This is a genomic window from Pseudidiomarina sp. (genome assembly GCF_033722695.1).
Taxonomy (GTDB): domain Bacteria; phylum Pseudomonadota; class Gammaproteobacteria; order Enterobacterales; family Alteromonadaceae; genus Pseudidiomarina.
In genome coordinates this window covers 22,655-43,188 of sequence record NZ_JAWVYM010000006.1, presented here as the reverse complement: position 1 = coordinate 43,188, position 20,534 = coordinate 22,655, and the positions used below count along the sequence as shown (strand labels likewise).

Here is a 20,534-nt window from a genome sequence, read left to right as displayed (position 1 = left end):
GAGTATTATGTTTGAGACAACCCAGCTGGCACCGGCTCTCCCCGGTGCCATGCAAGCCAGCCAATTACTAATTATTGACCTGCTGCGTCATGCCGTGCGCCGGCATCCGCGGCAAGAAATAATCAGCCGCCGTCTGGAAGGCGATATCCATCGCTACACCTATGCCGAATGTTACCAGCGCAGCTGCCAGTTAGCCCATGCTCTGACTAAGGCCGGTATCAAACCCGGAGACCGGGTGGCGTCGCTGGCCTGGAATACCTACCGGCATATGGAGCTTTATTATGCCGTCAGTGGTATCGGCGCCGTGTTGCACACTGTAAATCCACGTTTATTCGCCGAGCAGATCCGCTGGATGATCGACGATGCTGAAGATACCTGGTTATTTGTTGATATCGGCTTTGCCGGCCTGCTCAGTGAGTTTGCTAATGAACTGAAGTCAGTGAAAGGCATAGTGATGCTTTGCGACAATGAGCATTACCCCAAACAAGAGTTGCAGCAAATCTGGCTGCCGGTGGAACCCTATGAAGAATTTATTGAACCCCACCCGCTGGAGTTTGACTGGCCGGCTGTGCATGAAGACAGCGGCGCCCTGCTTTGCTATACCTCTGGGACCACCGGTAATCCGAAAGGTGTATTAAGCTCGCACCGCGCTATGGTACTGCACGCACAGGCCACTGCCAGCCGCGAACTACTTGATCTGCGCGGCGATACCGTACTGATGCCAGTGGTGGCCATGTATCACGCCGGTGCCTGGGGCGCACCCTATGCTGCGCCGCTGTCCGGTTGCAAGCTGGTATTGCCGGGCAGTGGTATGAGCGGCGAAGCCCTGCACGAACTTATCAGTACCGAAGCGGTTACCGTCGGGCTAGCCGTGCCGACTATCTGGCTGGCGCTACATAACTACTTGCGTGAATCAGGCCGGTCGATGCCATCACTCGAGCGGGTCTGTGTGGGCGGAGCAGCCTCGCCACTGGGGCTGGTTAAAACTTATGACGAAGTTTACGGCGTCTACTGGCAGCCAATCTGGGGTATGACTGAAACCGGCCCGCTGGCCAGTTCCGCGCCGCCAGAACCGGCGCTGATGGCGCTGCCGAAAGCGCAGCGCTACGCCATCCAGACCACCGCCGGACGCGCCTGCTTTGGCGTTGATATGCAGATCGTAGATGCCGATGGTAAAGCCCTGCCGCACGACGGCACCACCAGTGGTGAATTGCGGGTACGGGGTCCCTGGATTGCCAGCAGTTATTACCAGCGCAATGACCCTGACACTTTTGCCGATGGCTGGCTGGCCACGGGCGATATCGCAGTGATTGACCCGGACGGCTATATGAAGGTGGTGGACCGTAAAAAAGATGTCATCAAGAGCGGCGGTGAGTGGATCAGTTCACTCGAAATCGAGAATATCTGTAGTCAGCATCCGGCCGTTAATGAAAGCTGTGTGATCGGCGTAAAACACCCGAAATGGGATGAGCGCCCACTGCTGCTGGTAGTCGCCAATAAAGGCATGGAACTAACTACCGACATGATTTATGAATTTTTACAGGGAAAGATTGCCAAATGGTGGACACCGGATGAAATTCTGATTGTCGACTCATTACCGCATACCGGAACCGGCAAACTGGTCAAAAATGAATTACGCAAAGAGTACGCAAATTACCTCGTGGAGCGCAATTGACATGAAAAACCTATTATTATCCATCGGCCTAATCAGTGGCTATCTGCTGGCCACGCCGGCCCAGGCCGATATGCTGGTCGAAAAACAGACCTTCACAACCGAGAACTTCGCCACGGTAAGCGGCGAAGTGATCCCGGTGGTCAATGTAGGCTGGGAAAGTTATGGCCAGCTTAACGAAGCTAAAGATAACGTGATTCTCATCACCCACTATTTCTCGGGTAATAGCCACGCCGCTGGCAAGTACACCGAGAATGACCCTATGCCTGGCTACTGGAACAGCATCATTGGCCCGGGCAAGGCCATCGACACGGATAAATACTTCGTAATCAGTTCAGATACCCTGGTTAACGCCTTCCCGAACGACCCGAACGTGATTACGACCGGGCCAATCTCAATTAACCCGGCCACCGGCGAACCCTATGGCCTCGACTTTCCGGTCGTGACTATCCGCGATTTCGTCAATGTACAGCGTGAACTACTTAGCAGTCTGGGCATTGACAAGCTGCACGCCGTAGCGGGAGCCTCGATGGGCTCACTGCAGGCGATTGAGTGGGCAGCAGCCTATCCGGATCAGGTCGAACGCATGATTTCAGTCATTGGCACCGGGGCTATGGATGCCTGGACGATCATGGCACTGGAACACTGGGCGCGCCCCATTAAATCGGATCCAAACTGGAATCAGGGCGATTACTACGATGGCGTGGCGCCACTGGAAGGTGTGACCAGCACCCTGGCTATGATCACCCAGGAAGCCATGCATCCGGTGATTATGAATATGCAGGCACCGCAGCAGGAAACCCTGCCGGAGGACGGACTGGTCAGTGTCACCAACAGTCTGCCGGCGGTTGACTACCTCTTTGGTGCAGCAGCCACCCGCGCACCACTGGCTGATGCCAACCATCTGTTGTACCTGATACGGGCTAATCAGTTATTTGTGGCTGGTCATCAGGAGGATTTAGCCAGCGGGCTGGCACGGATCAAGGCGAAAACCTTATTTCTGCCAGCGAGCAATGATTTGTTGTTACAGCCTTACCTGGCAAAACAAACCGTTGAGCTGTTAAAGGCCCAGGGCAAAGACCCCATCTACGAAGAAATTGACGGAATCTGGGGCCATCTGGATGGTATTTTTGGCATCCAGAGCAAAGCTGAAACCATCAAAGATTTCTTAGAAAACTGATTTCCAGGCGGGGCTACTCACCATTGCCGAGTAGCCCTTTTAACCGGCCTTTTAATTTATCCTGTAAGCGATCCTGTAGTTTTACCGATAGTAAATCATTCAGGCGCTGTTCGCGGTTTTCCGCATCCTTGAGCAGTGCCAAAATCTCATTCAGATCGTTCTGATTTTCTTCCGTGAAGCCACTGGCCTGCGCCTGCAGACGACTACGTAGTGCTGACAGCTCCTGCTCACCAGCTTCTAACGCCGCTCTTTTCAACGCCCCACCGAGTTGCTTATCCAAATCCGAACGCAGGTTAAATAGCGGCGTGGTCATCGCACCGCGAATATCAGCCTTAATGTCGAGCCGCTGTAAGGTTTCCAGAGCTTTTGCCACAACTTCAGCAAACCGATTGTCCGCTGCCGCGCTTACCTGCATATCCGATAGCCGGACCACGCCGGAGCCGTCCAGCTGACTATCGCGCAGCGATACCGAACCATCGCTGTCCAGCAGCGCATTGATCAGGCTGGCGGTAAATTCATCGCTGTCGCTCAGGCCAATATTACTCAAATTCACGCCCTGCAGTTGCCACTGCTGACGGGCATCCACGCCGGCATCCGTCATTTTTAATTCGCCGTTCAGATTCAGGCTACGCCAAAGCGCCTTGTTATCGGCCGACGCCCGAAATACCGTAGGTTGCCCCAGTTGCTGATGTTGGTGAGTAATATTATCCCAGTCGATATTAAGCACCGTACCGAATAGCTCAAACTCGGTCCGCGCCTCTTTGATCAGAAAATCCGGCGCCGCGTCGGCACCGGTATAAGAAAACCAGATGCCTTCTCCGCGCTGCGGCTTCACCACCGACTCGTCAGCAGCACGGGCAATCATGGGTGCCAATTGCTCATAGGCCAGCAAAATGTATTTACTCCACACGCGCATCTGCTCACCAAAGAGTACCTCAGTAATCTCGCCCAGCCCCTCGGCATTAAACTGCATAAGTTGCTGAACCCGGTTCAGATCCTGCTGGGGCGCCGCTTTGACCCGCTCAAGGTTTTCCCGCAACACCTTAACTGCTTCCGAGGCCTGCTCCTGAAACTGTTGTACCGCGTTGCGATCTTTCTCAAACTGAGCTTTGAGTTGCTCAAACTTCTCCATGCGTTGCTGCAGTTGCTGCGGATTACTGATATCGCCTTCACTGAGTGCTTTGACCTGCTTTTCATATTCAGTCAGCTTCTCTTTGCCAGGCAAACCATCAAGCGCTGCCTTTACCTGCGCCTGCTGTTGTTTAAACGCAGTACGGGCTTGCTCAATCGCGGCCGGGGTCTTTAAATCAACGCGGCTGATAATATCATCCACCGACGGCATCTCGAGCCCCAGGTCAGCAAGTTTACCTTTTGCCCAGCCCTGCATGGCTTTCTTATCAGGCAGGCTATAGACCTCACCGGGCGATTCGCGCTGCTGCCGCAGGCGGATACCAGTACTCACCACGTCGTCAAAATGAATGCGGCCAAGCAGCAGTTGCTCCCAGTTCAGCACGCCGCGGGCTTGACCGATCACCACCCGGTTGAACTCGGGTTCAGCGGGGTCTGTCATCTGCACGCCGTCCACCTGAATGGTCAGGGGCACCCACTGGTGTTCAACCCGTTCAATATTGACCTCGGCGCCATTGAGCGTGCCCAGGCTGCGTTCAAAGGTCCAGCGCAAAATGCTATCCAGCAATAACCATGAAAATGCCGCCAGCAGCGCCAGAATAATCAGGAAAGCAGCCAATCCAGGCCAGCGTACTGCACTACGACGAACGTGAGTTGCCATATCCGTTACCCCCGTAAATTTGAGTAAATCGCCCAAAAGCGGTTGGCTTTCAGCGCCTGTACAATGCGCAGCTGATTAAACCAGCGCTGAATGCGCCGCCGGTACTGGCTGATAATCCAGAAGCTCACCCCCGCCAGCACCGGCGCGAAGGCCAGACTGATCACAATGCTGCCAATGGTGATGGTGTGATGAAACTGTAAGGCCCGCCAGAAAGCCGAGTCATACATTGACTGCCACACCGGTTGCCAACTCTCTGCGGACAAAATCGCAAACCCGAACTGATGAAATAGCGGGTCAAGCAGGTAGGCAAAGCCTGAAAACAACAGAAAGCTCAGAATAAAGCCAGTGAGATTGACCCGAAATAATAATGCAATTAACAGAATCAACAGATTATGAACGCGCCATAAAGGGGTCAGCCCCATAATCATGCCCAACACAAACGCAAAGGCGAGCGCCCAGGCGCCGGTCTCCGAGTTAAGTGCACGCAGAAATTTTGCCAGCAGAGTCAGCATGTCCAGCCCTCCATCACCTTTAAGTAGCGCAAGTTTGTTACACTTGGCTATATTATTGATTATTGAGAATAGCTTACATCCTATTGATGGACGAATGCTTTACGATATTTTGGTAAAATAGTTCTTGTATTTTTTGCTTAATGAGCATAAAAATGCGCCGCATATCCACCTCGGAGCCGCTATGCAAAACTCTGCGTTAATTATTCTAGATGACATTACCGACTGGCAGCCCTACTACCCAAGCCAATCGACTATTACAGCAAGCGAATACCTACTTCAGCAGCCTTCAAAAACCCGCACACAACTGCTGAACCTGTGCGGAGATTTGAGTTACCTGTCTACGGGCTATTATGTGAGTCTGCTAGCCGAGGCACGGGGGCAACGTGTGCTGCCGTCGGTAGCTACTATTACCGATTTGACGAACTTCTCACATTATCAGCTGTTGCTGACCAATACTGATAAGCAGCTCAGCAAGTTTCTGGCAAGTACGGATCAGAATGAACCCGTATCGGTGTTAATTTGTTTTGGTCAGGCCGAGCAACCGCAGCTTAGCCACTTTGCCCGGCAGATTTTTGATCGTTATCCGTGCCCGGTGCTTTGGGTGGAATTCGCCTATCAGGGCCGGTGGTTCATTAATAATCTGCGGGCCGGTGGTTTGCCTGAGCTTGACGATGAGCAGCAGACCTTTTTTGGTAACTCGCTGGATACCTTTAGTAAGCGCGTCTGGCGCAAAGCTCGGGCACGCAAAGAATACCGCTATGACCTGGCAATTCTGCATGACCCGGACGAGCATATCCCGACCAGCGATAAAAGAGCCTTGCAGCGCTTTGTGAAAGCCGCAAAAGACGCTGATATCGAAGCCGAACTCATCACTGCTGACGATTTCAACCGGTTGCTGGAATTTGACGCGCTCTTTATCCGTGAAACCACACGGATTAACCATTACACCTACCACTTCGCCAAAAAAGCAGAAGCAAACGGGCTGGTGGTTATTGATGCGCCGGATGCGATCCTGCAGTGTGCTAACAAAGTGTTCCTTAAGGAGTTACTGGATAAACACAACATTCCTACGCCCCGCACGGAGCTATTGCTGAGCCAGCAACCGATTGACTACCACGAAATTGGCGGGCGGCTGGGCTACCCGGTCGTACTAAAGATTCCGGATGGCTCTTTTTCCATCGGTGTGGAAAAAGCCGAAAACGAGGCAGACTTTAAGAAAATTGCGACCGAACTCTTTAAGAAGTCGACCATATTGCTGGCCCAGGAATTTGTCCGAACCGATTTTGACTGGCGCATCGGCGTACTCAATAATCGCCCGATTTACGCCTGCAAATATCTGATGGCTCGCAATCACTGGCAGATCTACAACCATGCCAGCGCCAGCAGCCGCGGTAAATCCGGCGGCTTTGAAACCGTAAGTCTGCACCAGGTGCCGAAGGAAATCGTGAAAACCGCGCTACAGGCTACCCGCCTGATTGGCGACGGCCTGTACGGTGTTGACGTCAAAAACACCACCAACGGCCCGGTTATCATCGAGATCAACGATAACCCGTCAATCGATTCCGGCGTTGAAGATTTACTGCTTGGTGATGAGCTTTATCACATCATCATGCGTGACTTCGCGCGGCGGCTGGACGAAAAATAAAATGACTACAGCACCGGGCTGGATTATCCGGCCCGCAGAAGTAACTGACCTTGATCAACTAGTGGCACTGGAAGCCGCGACCTTCAATTACAGTCAGATTGGTCGTCGCAGCTTTCGCCGGCTGCTGAAATCCCCCAGTGCCGCCCTGCATATTGCGCTTACCAGCGAGCAACAGCTGGTTGGTTACTCATTACTGTTGAGTCGCAGTAATAGCCGTAACTGGCGGCTCTATTCGCTGGCCACGTTAGCGAGTACCCGGGGTACCGGGCTGGGTAAAGCCTTATTGCAACATGCGATGAACTACGCTCGAACACAAGGCGCTGGCAGCATTTCACTGGAAGTAAAAACAGATAACCTGGCTGCTATCCGGCTATACGAGAAGTTTGATTTCGCGGTAATCGATGTGCTTGCTGGTTACTACGATGAAGGCAGCGATGGCTACCGCATGCGGCATACTTTTCCGCCTGCTTAGCGGTGCCGATCAGGGAAGTCGGTAAAAACACCATCAATTCCGGCCTTGCGCAACCAGGCATACAGTTGCTCGTAACCGGATACCCCTTTAGGTAAATCGTCGGCACGCAAAGTATAAGCATGAACAAAGAGCCCGGCCTCGTGCGCATCTGTAATCACGGCTGAAAACTCTGGCTGCCCTTGTTTATTAACTCCCAGCAACACCTGTGGTACCCAAACACCAATTCCGTCGGCGTAGCTGCTTACTGCCTCAAGCCCTGCTGCGGTACGCATAACATCATAATCCGCCGGGCTCTCATTCCAGCGATTTTCGCCGATCAGCTGCACCAGCGGGATAAGGGTGTGGAATTCTCGTTTGAGGCGTCGTAATACTTCAGGATCAAAGCTCTGCAGATATACCGGGGTGGGCCTCACTTCGTCGGTATAGCCGTAGTCATGCAGCACCCGCATCACCGCTGCCGTTATGTCATAATTCTGATCGCGGTGCCAGCGGGCGGCTTTAATCTCTATATAAATGCCAACCTGTTGATTGCGACTGACATTGAGCCCCTGAATAAGCTCAAGTTGCTCGGCCAGGCTCATAATATCAAACTGCCCCTGGCCTGCCGGAAACCGCTGCGGGTATTTCACCTGACCACTGACAGGGTCAATACGCGCCTGCAACGTGAGTTGCTGCAACTCGGCGAAACTGAAGTCTAATACGTAATAGCGACCGTCCGGTCGGGTTCGATCGGGAAACACCTCAGCGACATTGGTTATCGCATCGAGCTGAAGGTCATGCAGCACCACCGGCACCTTATCCCGGGTTAGCACAATATCTTGCTCGATATAATCAGCGTCCATAGCGTGTGCCAGTGCCACTGCCACACTACTATGTTCCGGCGCATAGCCCGAGGCGCCGCGATGCGCAATAACCAGCGGCTCCTGCTGCTGCGCCAGCGCCGGCGACAGCAATTGCGCCAGCGATAGTAATGTAATTAGCAGCAGCGCTTTCAGCTTCATGTCAGCGATACCAGACTCTGTCACCGGCCTCGCTATAGCGCGCCAGCATCTCAGTAATGGGTTCAGGCTGATCGCTCAGGCCGCGATTAGCCAAATAATCAGGATTATAGAGTTTGCTGGCTGAGCGTTCGCCCAGGTCACAGGCAAAGGTCACGATTGTTTTGCCCGGCCCATGCAGGGCTGCGGCCTGCAGCGCGCCGGCCAGATTCAGCGCCGAACTGCTACCCAGCACGATGCCATCATGTTCACGTACATGGCGCGACATGCTGATAAGATCCTGATCCGGCAGGTTAACCGCCGCATCAATCTGCGCCTGCTTAAAGTTTTCGACCAGCCGCATAATGCCTATGCCTTCAGTCATTGAGCTACCGTCAGCGATATGCTGACCACTCTTAAGATAGCTGAATATCCCGGACCCATCGGGGTCGGTCAGCCACACCTGCACGTCAGGGTTCTGCTCCTTGAGATACATCGAATTGCCGGCAATAGTGCCGCCAGTTCCCGCTACCGATACCAGAATGTCGATGTTTCCCTCGGTCTGCTGCCAAATTTCAGGCCCGGTATGCAGGTAGTGGGCACGCAAGTTACTGGTATTCTCAAATTGATTTGCCCACCAGTAATCAGCCCGCGACTCTGCCAGCCGCCGGGCGGTGTGGTAAAAGTGATTGTCATCGCGGAATGGCACCGGATTTACCGTTTTAAGCTGGGCTCCATGCAGCGCGATCATGCGTTCCTTTTCCGGGCTTTGATCATTAGGCATCACCGCCAGCATATTGAGTCCAAAGCCGCGCGCGACGATTGCGAGGCCAATACCGGTATTGCCGGCGGTGCCCTCAACCACTGTCATACCCGGCCGCAATTCCTCCCGGGCCATGGCGTCGGTGATCATCTGAAGTGCCGCGCGGTCTTTAATGGATCCGCCCGGATTTTGGGATTCCAGTTTTACATACATTTCACAGCCAGTTAATTCAGACAGTGAATTTACTCTCAGCAGATCGGTCTGACCGATTAGATCGATCGCTCGCCGCGCCTTGCGCATAACTAAACCTCTTTTGTATTATTGAAGTGACCGCATATCGTGTGCCGTTCCTGTGCAAACCCAGAGTTTTTTACAACCACCGCCGGCCGGCTGCTGGCAGCTTTGCAGAACCACTGCATTGGCACCGAGCTCCGCCGCTGCGATCTTTAGTTCCAACAGCGCGCGTTCCTGGGTTGCCCGGGGAGCCAGGACATTAGCCTGACAAGACTCGCCAACCACCTCACCGCGGCTCGTAAATTCCACATCGGTGCGCGACAGCTCATAAGGTTTAATGAATGTAACATTGCGGGCCTGCGCCAGCTGCTGATCGTTCAGACTATCCGGGACCGTGGCGCATGCAGACAACAGCAAAGCGGTAACGGCGATAGTCAATTTTTTTATACTCACTTCACCCACCTCTTATATATCTTTAAGCATCTCAAACTGGTTCCTCAAACATTACGGCCTGTTCTCACCAGTGTCCAGTATGAATCGGTGCGTGATTGCTGCACCAGTATGTTGCGAACGCCGCGTGCACCGCACCCTGGTGGTGCGCAGCCAGCGCGATGGCTATTAATAACAACGATATATCAGTTGCTTACGATCTGGCACGATGCTTGCTCTAGTAACGCCTGACACAGTACGAAATAGACAAGGAGAGGCGTATGCAACTGGTTATAGCCGTTATCAAGCCATCCAAGCTCGGTGATGTCCGCGAAGCGCTTAGTGAAATTGGCTGCCAGGGTATGACGATCACCGAAGTTCGGGGATTTGGACGACAAAAAGGTCACACCGAACTGTACCGGGGAGCTGAGTACCGTATTGATTTTCTGCCGAAGATAAGAATCGACATCGCGGTTACCGATGACCAGCTTAATGCTGTCGTCGATACCATCCAACAGACCAGTTATAGCGGCAGCACCGGCGACGGCAAAATCTTCGTGATTCCCCTGAGCCATGTAGTCCGAATTCGTACCGGCGAAGTTGACGCTGAGGCAATCTAAGGAGAACAATATGTCTGTTAGCGAACTAAGTTACGCCCTCGATACCTTTTACTTACTGATCAGTGCTGCCTTAGTCATGTGGATGGCGGCGGGCTTTTCGATGCTTGAAGCCGGGCTGGTGCGCAGTAAAAATACCACCGAAATACTGGTCAAAAATATTTTACTCTATGCCATCGCCTGCACCAGTTTTTTGCTTATTGGCTATCAGCTAATGTACGGCCAGCCAGAACCTGGCGGTCATGCACCAGCGGCAAACTTTTTCTTCCAGGTTGTCTTTGTCGCCACCGCTATGTCAATTGTATCGGGTGCGGTCGCTGAACGAATGAAGCTAACCAGCTTTCTGCTATTTACCATTATCCTTACCGCCGTTATTTATCCTATTGAAGGCCACTGGACCTGGGGCGGAGGATTTCTCGCCCAAGCCGGTTTCATAGATTTCGCCGGCTCGGGCATTGTTCATATGGCTGGCGCTGGGGCCGCGCTTGCGGGGGTGCTGCTACTTGGTCCCCGTCACGGAAAATATGGGCAGCAAGGACGCGTTTATGCCATTCCCGGGGCTAACATGCCTCTCGCCGCATTAGGCACGCTCATTCTCTGGATGGGTTGGTTCGGGTTTAACGGCGGATCTCAATTGCAGATAACAGGTATGGCGAACACCAACGCGGTCGCCTCGATCTTCGTGAACACCAACGCGGCAGCTGCAACCGGAGCGATCAGCGCTTACCTCTTAACGCGACTTGTTTGGAAAAAGGCCGATTTAACCATGATTCTAAACGGCGCCCTGGCAGGCCTGGTGGCGATTACTGCGGAGCCGGCAGCACCATCGCCTGCGGTAGCCAGCCTGATCGGAGTGGGCGCCGGGCTGCTGGTGGTTTTAGCAATTATAGCGCTGGATCGTATGCGACTGGATGACCCGGTGGGAGCAATATCCGTGCACGGTGTAGCCGGCTGTTATGGGCTGCTTTGTGTGGTGCTGACTAACCCTGAAGCAAGCCTGCTTGCCCAGCTTTATGGCATCGGTGTCATTTTTGGTTGGGTATTCATAACCAGCCTGGCGGTATGGTGGACTCTGAAAAAAACGCTTGGCATTCGTATCCCGGCAGAAGCCGAATATGTCGGTGCGGATGTGACTGACTGTGGTGTCGAGGCTTACCCTGAGTTTGTTTCATCGCGATCATCTTAATCGCTGAATATGCAAAAGCATGAAATTCGGCCTAGAATGATGCAGCGACTATCTTCAGGAGGAATTCATGAGTCAAGCCAGGGTCTTTATTCAAGAACTATTAAAAGAAGCGGATATTGAGATCAATGGACATCGCCCATGGGATATCCAGGTTAATAATGAGGGCTTCTTTCAGGATGTATTGGCGCGCGGCAACCTTGCGCTTGGCGAAGCCTATATGGCTGGCGAGTGGGACTGTAAGCAGCTGGATGAATTCTTCCACCGGCTGTTGCGGGCCCGAATCGGCGAAAAAATCAAACCCAGCCGGTTGCTCTGGCATCACCTGAGAAGCCGCTTCTTCAACCTGCAGAATACCAAACGTGCCTGGAAGGTTGGCGAGCACCACTATGACATCGGCAACAAGCTCTATCAGCAGATGCTCGACAAACGTATGGTATACACCTGCGGCTACTGGAATAACGCCCAGAACCTTGAACAGGCCCAACGCAACAAGCTCGAGCTGACTTGCCGTAAGTTGCAACTGCAACCCGGAATGAAACTCCTCGATATTGGCTGTGGCTGGGGCAGTTTCATGAAATACGCTGCTGAAAATTACGGCGTTGAATGTGTCGGTGTGACGATCTCCAAAGAGCAGGTCAAACTAGGGGAACAGCTATGCGCAGGGCTGCCAATTGAATTTCGCCTGCAGGATTACCGTGATCTGAATGAAAAGTTTGACGCTATTGTCAGTCTCGGCATGTTCGAACATGTCGGCCAGCGCAACTATAAAGATTACTTTGAGGTGGTTGAGCGCTGCCTGCGCGATGACGGTCTGTTTTTACTCCACACCATCGGGCGTAACCGCGATATGCACGGTACCGACCCCTGGATCAGTAAATACATATTCCCGAACGGCGAGCTTCCCTGCCTGACACACATCGACCGGGTATCCCGGGACATACTTTGTACTGAGGATGTCCATAATTTCGGCGCGGACTATGACCCGACGCTAATGAGCTGGTACCGAAATTTTGAGGCCAACTGGTCAAAGCTCGAAGGCGATTATGACGAGACTTTTTTCCGCATGTGGCGCTACTATTTGCTGTCCTGCGCTGGCGCCTTCCGCGCCCGCAATCTGCAGCTCTGGCAATGGGTATTTAGTAAACAGGGCATCACCGGCGGCTATCACCGTCCGCGGCTGGACAGCGATGCCGCTGACGCTCAGGCTTTGTGATCCTGGTTAAAGTCAGTCATAAAAATTTGCCAGCAAGCTAAGAACAACGCTGCCAGCAATGGCCCGATAACGAAGCCGTTGATGCCGAACAGCGACAAGCCACCGATGGTGGAGAACAGCACCACATAGTCAGGCAGTTTGGTATCGCGGCCAACTAACACCGGGCGCAGCACGTTGTCCGCCAGGCCGATGACAATGGCGCCGTAAGCCACCAGAATACTGGCGCTGATCCAGTCACCCGTGGCGAACAGATATAAGCTTACAGGAAACCAGATTAAGGCCGCTCCGACTGCCGGGATCAGCGATAAGAAAGCCATCACCACACCCCAAAGGAAAGGCCCGGGAATCTCTAATGCCCAGAAGATAATTCCACCCAGTGCGCCTTGTACCACCGCCACGACCAGATTGCCTTTTACTGTCGCCCGGGTAACTTCTACAAATTTTTTAAACAGCGCATGTTCACGTTCATCGCCAAGGGGCAGCGCACGAATCATCAACTGTTGTAATTTGCTGCCGTCACGTAGAAGAAAGAATGCCAGATAGAGCATCAGTGCCAGACTCACCAGAAAACTGAATGTATTCTGGCCAATTGCCAGGGTCTCCCGCGCCAGCAGTCGACTGGCATTTTTCGCCAGCTGGGTAATATGCTCACGGATATTTTCTGTATTCACGCCGAACTCCGCCAACAATGAATCCAGTAACGGAAAGGCTTCACGCAACTGCTGCAGAATAAGCTGCGGATCGATCTCCCCGGTATCCAGGCGCTGATAGAACTGAATCCCTTCCTGCACAAACATGACGCTGAGAAAAATCACCGGAATAACCACTATAGCCATACAGATCAACAGCGTCAGCAAGGCAATACTGTTCGGGTGATCACCCATCCGCTGCTTAAAGAAGCTTTGCATAGGGCTGAAAATAATTGCGATAGCACAGGCCCAGAAAATGGCTGACCAGAAGGGCTCAAGAATAAGGAAAAAGGCCAGCGAGACGCCGGCGAGCAATATCAGAAAAGCTTTACGTTCCAGTTGCTCACGCATTTAGTTATCCTTGTGGTTTAGAGCAAACGCGGTAATATTGACAACAAAACAACAAGTGAGCAAGCCCATGAAAACAATAACTGAGCATCTTGCCGGCTATGCCGCCTATCATCGCAACCGCCGTAATATCATTACCCATATTGTGGGCGTGCCTATGATTGTTATCGCTATCGAAATATTGCTCTCGCGACCGCTGTTTTTCGCCAGCCTGCCCGGCACTGAAAATTTGACTGTTTGGATTAGTCCCGCCCTCATTATCAGCCTGTTTGCTGCGGCTTTCTATGCCCGCCTTGATCTGGGTATCGGCCTGCTGATGACAGTACTGCTATTGCTCGCGGTGTGGCTTGGCGGCATAGTCGCGCAACTGGATACCGCTGCGTGGCTGGGCTGGGGTATTGGTCTGTTCGTAATCGGCTGGATCATCCAGTTTATCGGTCATTACTTTGAGGGGCGTAAACCGGCCTTTGTTGACGACCTGATGGGTCTGGCGGTGGGCCCGCTGTTTGTAGTGACTGAAGTGCTATTTCTGCTGGGACTGAAAAAACAATTGCGCCAGGATATTGAATCCCGGTTTCAACACGAATAAGAGACATCCGTGTCTGAAATATCCTTAGTCGCTGTCGTTTTTTGCGACCTTAATGGTAGGCGGGTTAATCCAGATAATTTCAACTCGCTTCGCTGAGCTTTTATCGGCAGCATCTTCAACGGCCTTTACGTAGTCATAATTGACAGTCCGTTTTGCGACAGCCGCAGAGTTTGTCTGCTGGCAGCCTGATAAGCTGAAGCTTATTAACCCCATACCAATAGCTATTAGTAAGTACCGCATAATCACCTCCTGGCAGTCTGTTGCCACTGATCAGCATAGTACAAATATTAACCGACTCGCTAGTGGGTTAATGCAATTTTAATCGCGGCTTCAGCCGTCGATTAATTTTTTGCACAATGATGAATAGCAACGTCCGAAAATACCCGTGCACTTCAACCTGATGCATGCGGTAAAGCGATTTATACATAAACCGCGCCAGCCAGCCCTCCACCTTCATCGCACCACGGGTCAGACGCCCCATCACCGTGCCGACGGCGGTATAGTCCGCCAGCGATACCAGCGATCCGTGGTCGCGGTAAATATAGGGTTTTAACGGCTGACCTTTAAAGTCGCGCTGCAGCGCCTCGTACACATGCTTTGCCATCTGATGTGCCGCTTGCGCCCGCGGCGGCACGCGTGAGCCGTCCGGCTGCACACAGGCAGCACAGTCACCAATGACATAAATCGAGGGATCCGTGCTGGCTTGCAGCAAAGCGGTAGCCACAATGTGATTATTCTTATTGGTTTCCAGACCTTCAATCTGGCTCAGGAACTTCGGCGCCCGCACCCCGGCAGCCCAGACTTTCAGTTCGGCTTCAATCATTTCGCCGCTGTTGGTTTCAAAGCCTTTTTCATGAACTTCGGTAATAGGGGTATCGACAATAACTTTTACACCTATTTCTTCGAGCTTCTCGCGCGCTGACTCAGCAATGCGTTCCGGCAACATCGGCAAGATCCGCGGTGCTGCTTCAATCACGCAGATCTGCAACTGGCTAAGATCAAAGTCCTCAAAACCATAGGTCCGGATCAGCTCAGCTGATTTGTATAGCTCTGCGGCCAGTTCGACACCGGTAGCACCAGCGCCCACTATCGCCACCCGCATAGGATGATCGTAGTTATGCGCCTGCATAGATAAGAACGTATTAATCAGGGTATGGTGGAACTGCGTGGCCTGCTTTACATCATCAATAAAATAGCAGTGTTCTTCAGCGCCTTTGGTGCCAAAATCATTGGTCACTGAACCAATCGCTACCACCAACCGGGTGTAATCCATGGTGCGGCCGGGCACCAGCTCATCGCCTTCCGCATCATAAATTGGGGCTAATACAATTTTTTTGTTTTTGACGTCGATATCGGACAATTCACCGGGGCGGAAATGGAAACCGTGGGTTGCTGCCTGGATCCGGTAATCGACACCATCAGAGTCGGCATCGAGGGCTCCGGCAGCCACTTCATGTAGCAATGGCTTCCAGACATGGGTAAGGTAGCGGTCAACGAGGGTAACCCGTACCCCGGGATCGTTCTTAAATTTTTTACCTAAGCGGGTAACCAGTTCCAGACCGCCGGCACCGCCGCCGACGACGATAATATGTTGGTCTTGCATAACTGATCCTGACAGAAATTAAGCTGGTATTATAGCCGAAGCACAGAGCGCCGTAACTCGATTCATAAGGAAGTTTTTATAATGCCGGGTTTAACTAAACGATATACAACTGCAATCCGCACCAGCGCTTTGCTGACAGCGGCCACGACACTGCTGGCTTGTACCGCCACGCCGCCACGGTATGAGGCGACTAGCCCTGATGTCCCTTATCCCGCTGTCGCTCAGTTAGAACCTGGCACTCCCGTTCAGGTGGTGAGTTATGGCCCCGATGCCCTGCAATATGCTGAACTATGGTTACCTGAGCAGGCCGACGCAGTACCGGTGGTCGCTTTTATCCATGGTGGCTGCTGGCTGAACGCCTACGATATCGCCCATACCCGGCCTTTCACCACAGCCCTGGCTGACGCCGGTTTTGCGGTCTGGTCCATTGAATACCGCCGCACCGGCGATGCGGGTGGTGGCTGGCCAGGATCCTACGAAGATATTCAGGCGGCCCTGGCGATGCTCGCTAAACAGCAAAACCCACAACTGGATCTGTCACGCGTAGCCTTGTTGGGCCATTCAGCCGGCGGCCACCTGGCATTACTAGCCGGTACCAACGCGCCAGCGCAGCTCGATGTCGACGCGGTAATTGGCCTGGCGGCCATCACTGACCTGCCGGCTTATGCCCGCGGTGATAATAGCTGCGAGAGCGTAACCGCCGCGTTCATGGGCGGACTCCCAGACGCTATCCCGGCACTTTATCAGCAGGCAAACCCCGCCGCACAGCAGGCTCACCCACAAACTATCCTTATCCATGGTCGTGCCGATAAAATCGTTTCAGCCGAACAGGCACAGCTTGAGGGCGCAACCACAGTATGGGTCGAAGATGCCGGGCATTTTGATATGATTCACCCGGGTGCGCCAGTCTGGCAACAAATTGTTGATGTACTTGAAAAAAGCTTACAAGAGGAAGCGGCTAAAAAGGAAGCGGATAAATGAGCGAGCTAATCAGCACAAGCGATATCAGCCGGCTGGATGAACAGGATCCGCTCGCTTCGGGGCGGCAGCAGTTTCACCTGCCAGCGGATACCATTTATCTCGACGGCAACTCACTGGGCCTAATGAGCTACGCCACCCGCGAACGTGTGAGCGAGGTCACCGCCACCCAGTGGGGCGAACACCTGATCACCAGTTGGAACCGCCACAAATGGATCGACCTGCCGCAGCGGGTCGGCAATAAAATTGGCCGGTTAATTGGCGCTGCCGATGGCCAGGTCGTCTGCTGTGATTCGATTTCGGTGAACCTGTTCAAGGTACTGGCCGCCGCCCTGTACATACGGCCTGGACGCAATCAGATCCTATCGACGGTGGACAACTTTCCAACGGATCTCTACATGGTGCAGGGGCTGGAACAGCTTATCGGCGCCGGCAACTGTCACCTGGTAATGGTCGAAGAAGATGAACTTGAAACGAGCATTAATGAGAAAACTGCAGCGGTGCTGGCCACTGAGGTGAACTTCCGCACCGGCCGCCGACTGGAGCTGCAATCATTGACCGCCGCCGCCCAGGCCGCTGGCGCCCTGATGATTGCCGACCTGGCCCATAGCGCCGGTGTGATGCCGGTGGAGTTGGATAACTGGCAGGTTGATTTCGCCATTGGTTGCACCTACAAGTACATGAATGGCGGCCCGGGTGCACCGGCCTTTGTCTATGCGGCGCAGCGCCATCATACCGCCCTGCAACAACCCCTGTGCGGGTGGATGGGTCATGTACGGCCGTTCGATTTCAGCCCGCACTATGAAGCCGCCGACGATATGAGTCAGTTTCTTTCCGGAACGCCGCCGGTGATATCCATGAGCGCGGTGGACGCAGCGCTTGAGGCATTCGATGGCGTCAGCCTGGCAGAAGTGCGCACCAAATCGATTCAGCTGTCAGAACTGTTCCACTCCTTAGTGGAGCAACATGGACTTAGTACTGAGCTGCGGCTGATCTCGCCAAAAGATCCAGTGACCCGCGGCAGCCAGCTGTCCTATCAGCATGAGCATGCATATGGCATCTGTCAGGCCCTGATTGAAGCCGGCGTGATTGCTGATTTCCGCGCACCGGATTTTCTGCGCTTTGGCTTCGCCCCGCTGTATAACAGCTATGCGGATGTCTGGAATGCAGTTGAGCTATTAAAAGAAGTCATTAGCAGCGAAGCGCATCTGGACCGCCGCTGGCAGGAGCGCAATCCGGTTACCTGAGCCGGTTAGTTTTCGTCGGAGATGCGGGTACCCGCATTACCCTCGAGTATTTTCAGGGCGTCCTCAAGCCGGCCGATGGCTGCGAATTTGCCACTGCGGGCAAAGCGCGCCGCGGCAGCAATTTTTGGCCCCATGGAACCTGACGGCGCATCGAAATCCTTCGCTTCGTCAATGGTCATCCGACCGATAGCCTGCTCATCAGGCTCGCCAAAATTTTTATAAACGGCATCGACGTCGGTTAGCAGCAAGAGTGCTTCAGCATCGACCTGCTCCGCCAGCAAGGCGCTGGCGGCGTCTTTATCAATCACCGCTTCGACGCCAGTATAGGTGCCGTGTTCCTGACGCACGATAGGGATACCCCCACCGCCAATGCAGATGGTGATGACTTGCTGCTGCAGCAAAATTTTCAGTACTTTCAGATCCTGGATCTTCTGCGGCTCAGGCGATGGCACCACGCGGCGCCACTTATCGCCGTCCTGAGCGATATCCCAGCCATGTTTGTTCTTTAATTCTTCGGCCTCGTCTTTATCGTAAACCGGACCGATAAACTTGGTTGGCTGTGCGAACGCAGGGTCATCGGGGTCCACTGCAATCTGAGTTAACAGCGTGGCTACGGCATGGCTCTCGCCAAGCTGGTTTTCCAATTCCTGCTCCAACAGGTAGCCAATCATGCCCTCGGTTTCAGCTCCAAGGATATCCAGCGGGAAGGTTTTGTCCGAATCATAGGCATCGTTCTGCAGCGCCAGCAGACCAATCTGCGGCCCGTTGCCATGGGTAATGACCAACTGATGGCCGGCGCGCACCACATCCGCCAGCGCGTGCATGGCCTTCTTCACATTATCGCGTTGATTCTCCGCAGTGACGGCTTCGCCGCGTTCTAATAACGCGTTGCCTCCTAAAGCTGCTACCACCAACATCTGAAATCTCCAAATGAAATAACTACAGTTAACCCTAGTCGATGACCCGCCGCGCCGTCCAGCATCGCAGCAGAGCCGGCGATAGTTCGCTATACTCTGATTAAATCAAACAGAGCGAGGTTGTAGCTGCCCATATGCATATTGATATTGTTTCTGACATTGCCTGCCCCTGGTGCGCCATCGGTTATGCGCGACTGCAAGTCGCGATGAAAGATCTGGCCGACGGACAGGATTTCACCATTGAATGGCATGCCTTTGAGCTTAATCCTGATCCGAATATGGAGCAGGAACCGATCCTGCCGGCACTGAGCCGCAAATATGGCCGCAGCGAAGCTGAAATGGAAAAGAGCCAGGCGCAGATGATGGAGATTGCCAGCGATCTGGGCCTGGATTTCAGCAAGATGCAGCAGCGTCTGACCTGCAATACCTTTGACGCCCACCGGCTGGTGAAATGGGCCAAACAGTTTGATCGTCAGACCGAGCTGAAAATGGCCTTATTTGAGGCTTACTTCGGCCATGCCGACGATGTATCGGATCATAATGTGCTACTTACCTGCGTTGACCGGGCGGGGCTGGATGTGGCCGCCGCACAGCACATACTGCAATCAGAGGATTACGGCAACGATGTGCGTCAGGACGAGGCTGTCTATCAGCAAGCCGGAGTCACCGCTGTACCCGCTTTTATCATTAATCAGCAGTACATAATCAGCGGCGCGCAGGAGCCCGAACTACTTAAAAAAGGCCTCCAGGAGATTGCTATAGAGGCGAAGTAATCACTAACTAAAAAACATATTGACAGCCAACCAGCTCCGCGATTATAAAAAGCGAAATATCTGCCCTATCAGAAGGAATTCGCACATGTCATGGGCTAAATTGTCGATGATGGCGCTCAGCGCGTGGTTACTGGTTGGCTGCACCGCAGCAGAACTGGATGCGTTCAATGATTCACTCCGCTGTGTAAACGAATTCCCTAACGATACTTACCGGCAAAACCAATGTATCAGTTATATGAATGAAGCTCGTGAGACGGAACAACACAATGCCTTGTATGACTGGTGTCAGGCCTACGCGATACGACCAATACAAGCAGCGTCTCCAAAACTGGATCGTGATATAGAAGCCTTTGATCGAAAGTTTGAGTCATTGCGTTCGCGCGTCGAGCAAGTAGCTGACTATTACGGCGATTACTGTAATACCCCGCAGCAACGCCGTGCCAATTCCAACTGCCAATATCAGCAAATGCAAGGATTTCTAAACGAATTCAACGCACTACAGGTAGAGGTTGCACGCCTGCAACCCGAAGAAGCCCGGGTGAACAATCTCTTTACGACCTTCAATAACGAGTGTTTAGGCCTGGATGGCGCACAATATATGCCCTACTCCAGCAATGCGCCTTATCTGGCTGATCGCAGAGCGTTTTTAGAGGGCGCAGCCGCAGAGCTCAGAGCTTACCTGGCTAACTGGTAAGCCCGTA

At 53.2% G+C, this 20,534-nt stretch carries 20 protein-coding genes; 12 read left to right on the top strand and 8 right to left on the bottom strand.

Features of this window, described 5'->3' with window-relative positions; translation table 11 throughout:
- Positions 1-7 precede the first annotated feature (7 nt).
- Both R3196_RS03975 and R3196_RS03970 read left to right on the top strand, forming a co-directional pair.
- Positions 8-1,675, top strand: coding sequence for a long-chain fatty acid--CoA ligase (locus R3196_RS03975; RefSeq protein ID WP_318935357.1), 1,668 nt, complete (start codon positions 8-10; stop codon positions 1,673-1,675).
- Between the two features lies 1 nt (position 1,676).
- On the top strand, positions 1,677-2,852 hold the full coding sequence (locus tag R3196_RS03970) for an E22 family MetX-like putative esterase (RefSeq protein ID WP_318935356.1): 1,176 nt from the start codon (positions 1,677-1,679) through the stop codon (positions 2,850-2,852).
- Between the two features lie 13 nt (positions 2,853-2,865).
- On the opposite strand, the gene R3196_RS03965 is transcribed toward R3196_RS03970, so the two are convergent.
- Together R3196_RS03965 and R3196_RS03960 are read right to left on the bottom strand one after the other, a co-directional pair.
- Positions 2,866-4,641, bottom strand: coding sequence for a TIGR03545 family protein (locus tag R3196_RS03965; protein WP_318935355.1), 1,776 nt, complete (start codon positions 4,639-4,641; stop codon positions 2,866-2,868).
- Between the two features lie 5 nt (positions 4,642-4,646).
- Positions 4,647-5,153 carry a TIGR03546 family protein gene (locus R3196_RS03960; protein WP_318935354.1) on the bottom strand — a complete coding sequence of 169 codons (507 nt, stop codon included), beginning with the start codon at positions 5,151-5,153 and terminating at the stop codon, positions 4,647-4,649.
- A 181-nt stretch (positions 5,154-5,334) separates the two neighbouring features.
- On the opposite strand from R3196_RS03960, the gene R3196_RS03955 reads away from it, so the two are divergent.
- Both R3196_RS03955 and R3196_RS03950 read left to right on the top strand, forming a co-directional pair.
- The gene (locus R3196_RS03955) at positions 5,335-6,798 is read left to right on the top strand and encodes a RimK family protein (RefSeq protein ID WP_318935353.1); all 1,464 of its coding nucleotides are present in this window, start codon (positions 5,335-5,337) and stop codon (positions 6,796-6,798) included.
- Position 6,799: 1 nt separating this feature from the next.
- On the top strand, positions 6,800-7,270 hold the full coding sequence (locus tag R3196_RS03950; protein WP_318935352.1) for an N-acetyltransferase: 471 nt from the start codon (positions 6,800-6,802) through the stop codon (positions 7,268-7,270).
- Here R3196_RS03950 and glpQ read toward each other — a convergent pair.
- Genes glpQ through rcsF form a run of 3 tightly spaced genes read right to left on the bottom strand, consistent with a single transcriptional unit; the run spans position 7,267 to position 9,697 of the window.
- Positions 7,267-8,295 (bottom strand): glycerophosphodiester phosphodiesterase, encoded by a 1,029-nt coding sequence (gene glpQ, locus R3196_RS03945; RefSeq protein WP_318935351.1) that lies wholly within the window; start codon positions 8,293-8,295, stop codon positions 7,267-7,269. The two genes, R3196_RS03950 and glpQ, sit on opposite strands and share 4 nt — an antisense overlap.
- Positions 8,273-9,310 (bottom strand): cysteine synthase A, encoded by a 1,038-nt coding sequence (locus tag R3196_RS03940; RefSeq protein ID WP_318935350.1) that lies wholly within the window; start codon positions 9,308-9,310, stop codon positions 8,273-8,275. Before R3196_RS03940 ends, glpQ begins: the two co-directional genes overlap by 23 nt.
- Before the next feature lie 18 nt (positions 9,311-9,328).
- Positions 9,329-9,697 (bottom strand): Rcs stress response system protein RcsF, encoded by a 369-nt coding sequence (rcsF, locus tag R3196_RS03935; RefSeq protein WP_318935349.1) that lies wholly within the window; start codon positions 9,695-9,697, stop codon positions 9,329-9,331.
- A 257-nt stretch (positions 9,698-9,954) separates the two neighbouring features.
- Here rcsF and R3196_RS03930 point away from each other — a divergent pair, with 257 nt between their 5' ends.
- The 3 genes from R3196_RS03930 to cfa all read left to right on the top strand — a co-directional run bounded on the left by R3196_RS03930 (position 9,955) and on the right by cfa (position 12,689).
- Entirely contained in the window at positions 9,955-10,293 is a 339-nt protein-coding gene (locus tag R3196_RS03930; RefSeq protein ID WP_318935348.1) for a P-II family nitrogen regulator, read from the top strand.
- Positions 10,294-10,303: 10 nt separating this feature from the next.
- Entirely contained in the window at positions 10,304-11,476 is a 1,173-nt protein-coding gene (locus tag R3196_RS03925) for an ammonium transporter (RefSeq protein WP_318935347.1), read from the top strand.
- Between the two features lie 67 nt (positions 11,477-11,543).
- Positions 11,544-12,689 (top strand): cyclopropane fatty acyl phospholipid synthase, encoded by a 1,146-nt coding sequence (gene cfa, locus R3196_RS03920; protein ID WP_318935346.1) that lies wholly within the window; start codon positions 11,544-11,546, stop codon positions 12,687-12,689.
- Here the strand turns inward: cfa and R3196_RS03915 are convergent.
- Complete coding sequence (locus R3196_RS03915; protein WP_318935345.1) at positions 12,677-13,729, bottom strand: AI-2E family transporter; 1,053 nt, start codon at positions 13,727-13,729, stop codon at positions 12,677-12,679. The genes cfa and R3196_RS03915 overlap by 13 nt on opposite strands.
- A gap of 67 nt (positions 13,730-13,796) precedes the next feature.
- Here R3196_RS03915 and R3196_RS03910 point away from each other — a divergent pair, with 67 nt between their 5' ends.
- Positions 13,797-14,315 (top strand): DUF962 domain-containing protein, encoded by a 519-nt coding sequence (locus R3196_RS03910; protein WP_318935344.1) that lies wholly within the window; start codon positions 13,797-13,799, stop codon positions 14,313-14,315.
- 307 nt (positions 14,316-14,622) lie between these two features.
- Here the strand turns inward: R3196_RS03910 and R3196_RS03905 are convergent, their stop codons facing one another.
- Positions 14,623-15,918, bottom strand: a complete 1,296-nt coding sequence (locus R3196_RS03905) for an NAD(P)/FAD-dependent oxidoreductase (protein ID WP_318935343.1) — start codon at positions 15,916-15,918, stop codon at positions 14,623-14,625.
- Between the two features lie 81 nt (positions 15,919-15,999).
- Between R3196_RS03905 and R3196_RS03900 the strand changes: the two genes are divergently transcribed.
- Together R3196_RS03900 and kynU are read left to right on the top strand one after the other, a co-directional pair.
- Entirely contained in the window at positions 16,000-16,899 is a 900-nt protein-coding gene (locus R3196_RS03900; protein WP_318935342.1) for an alpha/beta hydrolase, read from the top strand.
- An 8-nt stretch (positions 16,900-16,907) separates the two neighbouring features.
- The gene (gene kynU, locus R3196_RS03895) at positions 16,908-18,143 is read left to right on the top strand and encodes a kynureninase (RefSeq protein ID WP_318935418.1); all 1,236 of its coding nucleotides are present in this window, start codon (positions 16,908-16,910) and stop codon (positions 18,141-18,143) included.
- Between the two features lie 5 nt (positions 18,144-18,148).
- Here the strand turns inward: kynU and arcC are convergent, their stop codons facing one another.
- Complete coding sequence (arcC, locus tag R3196_RS03890; RefSeq protein ID WP_318935341.1) at positions 18,149-19,060, bottom strand: carbamate kinase; 912 nt, start codon at positions 19,058-19,060, stop codon at positions 18,149-18,151.
- A 134-nt stretch (positions 19,061-19,194) separates the two neighbouring features.
- On the opposite strand from arcC, the gene R3196_RS03885 reads away from it, so the two are divergent.
- Positions 19,195-19,833: a DsbA family oxidoreductase gene (locus R3196_RS03885; RefSeq protein ID WP_318935340.1), complete on the top strand. Its 639-nt coding sequence runs from the start codon at positions 19,195-19,197 to the stop codon at positions 19,831-19,833.
- Between the two features lie 85 nt (positions 19,834-19,918).
- Positions 19,919-20,527 carry a hypothetical protein gene (locus R3196_RS03880; protein ID WP_318935339.1) on the top strand — a complete coding sequence of 203 codons (609 nt, stop codon included), beginning with the start codon at positions 19,919-19,921 and terminating at the stop codon, positions 20,525-20,527.
- Positions 20,528-20,534 lie beyond the last annotated feature (7 nt).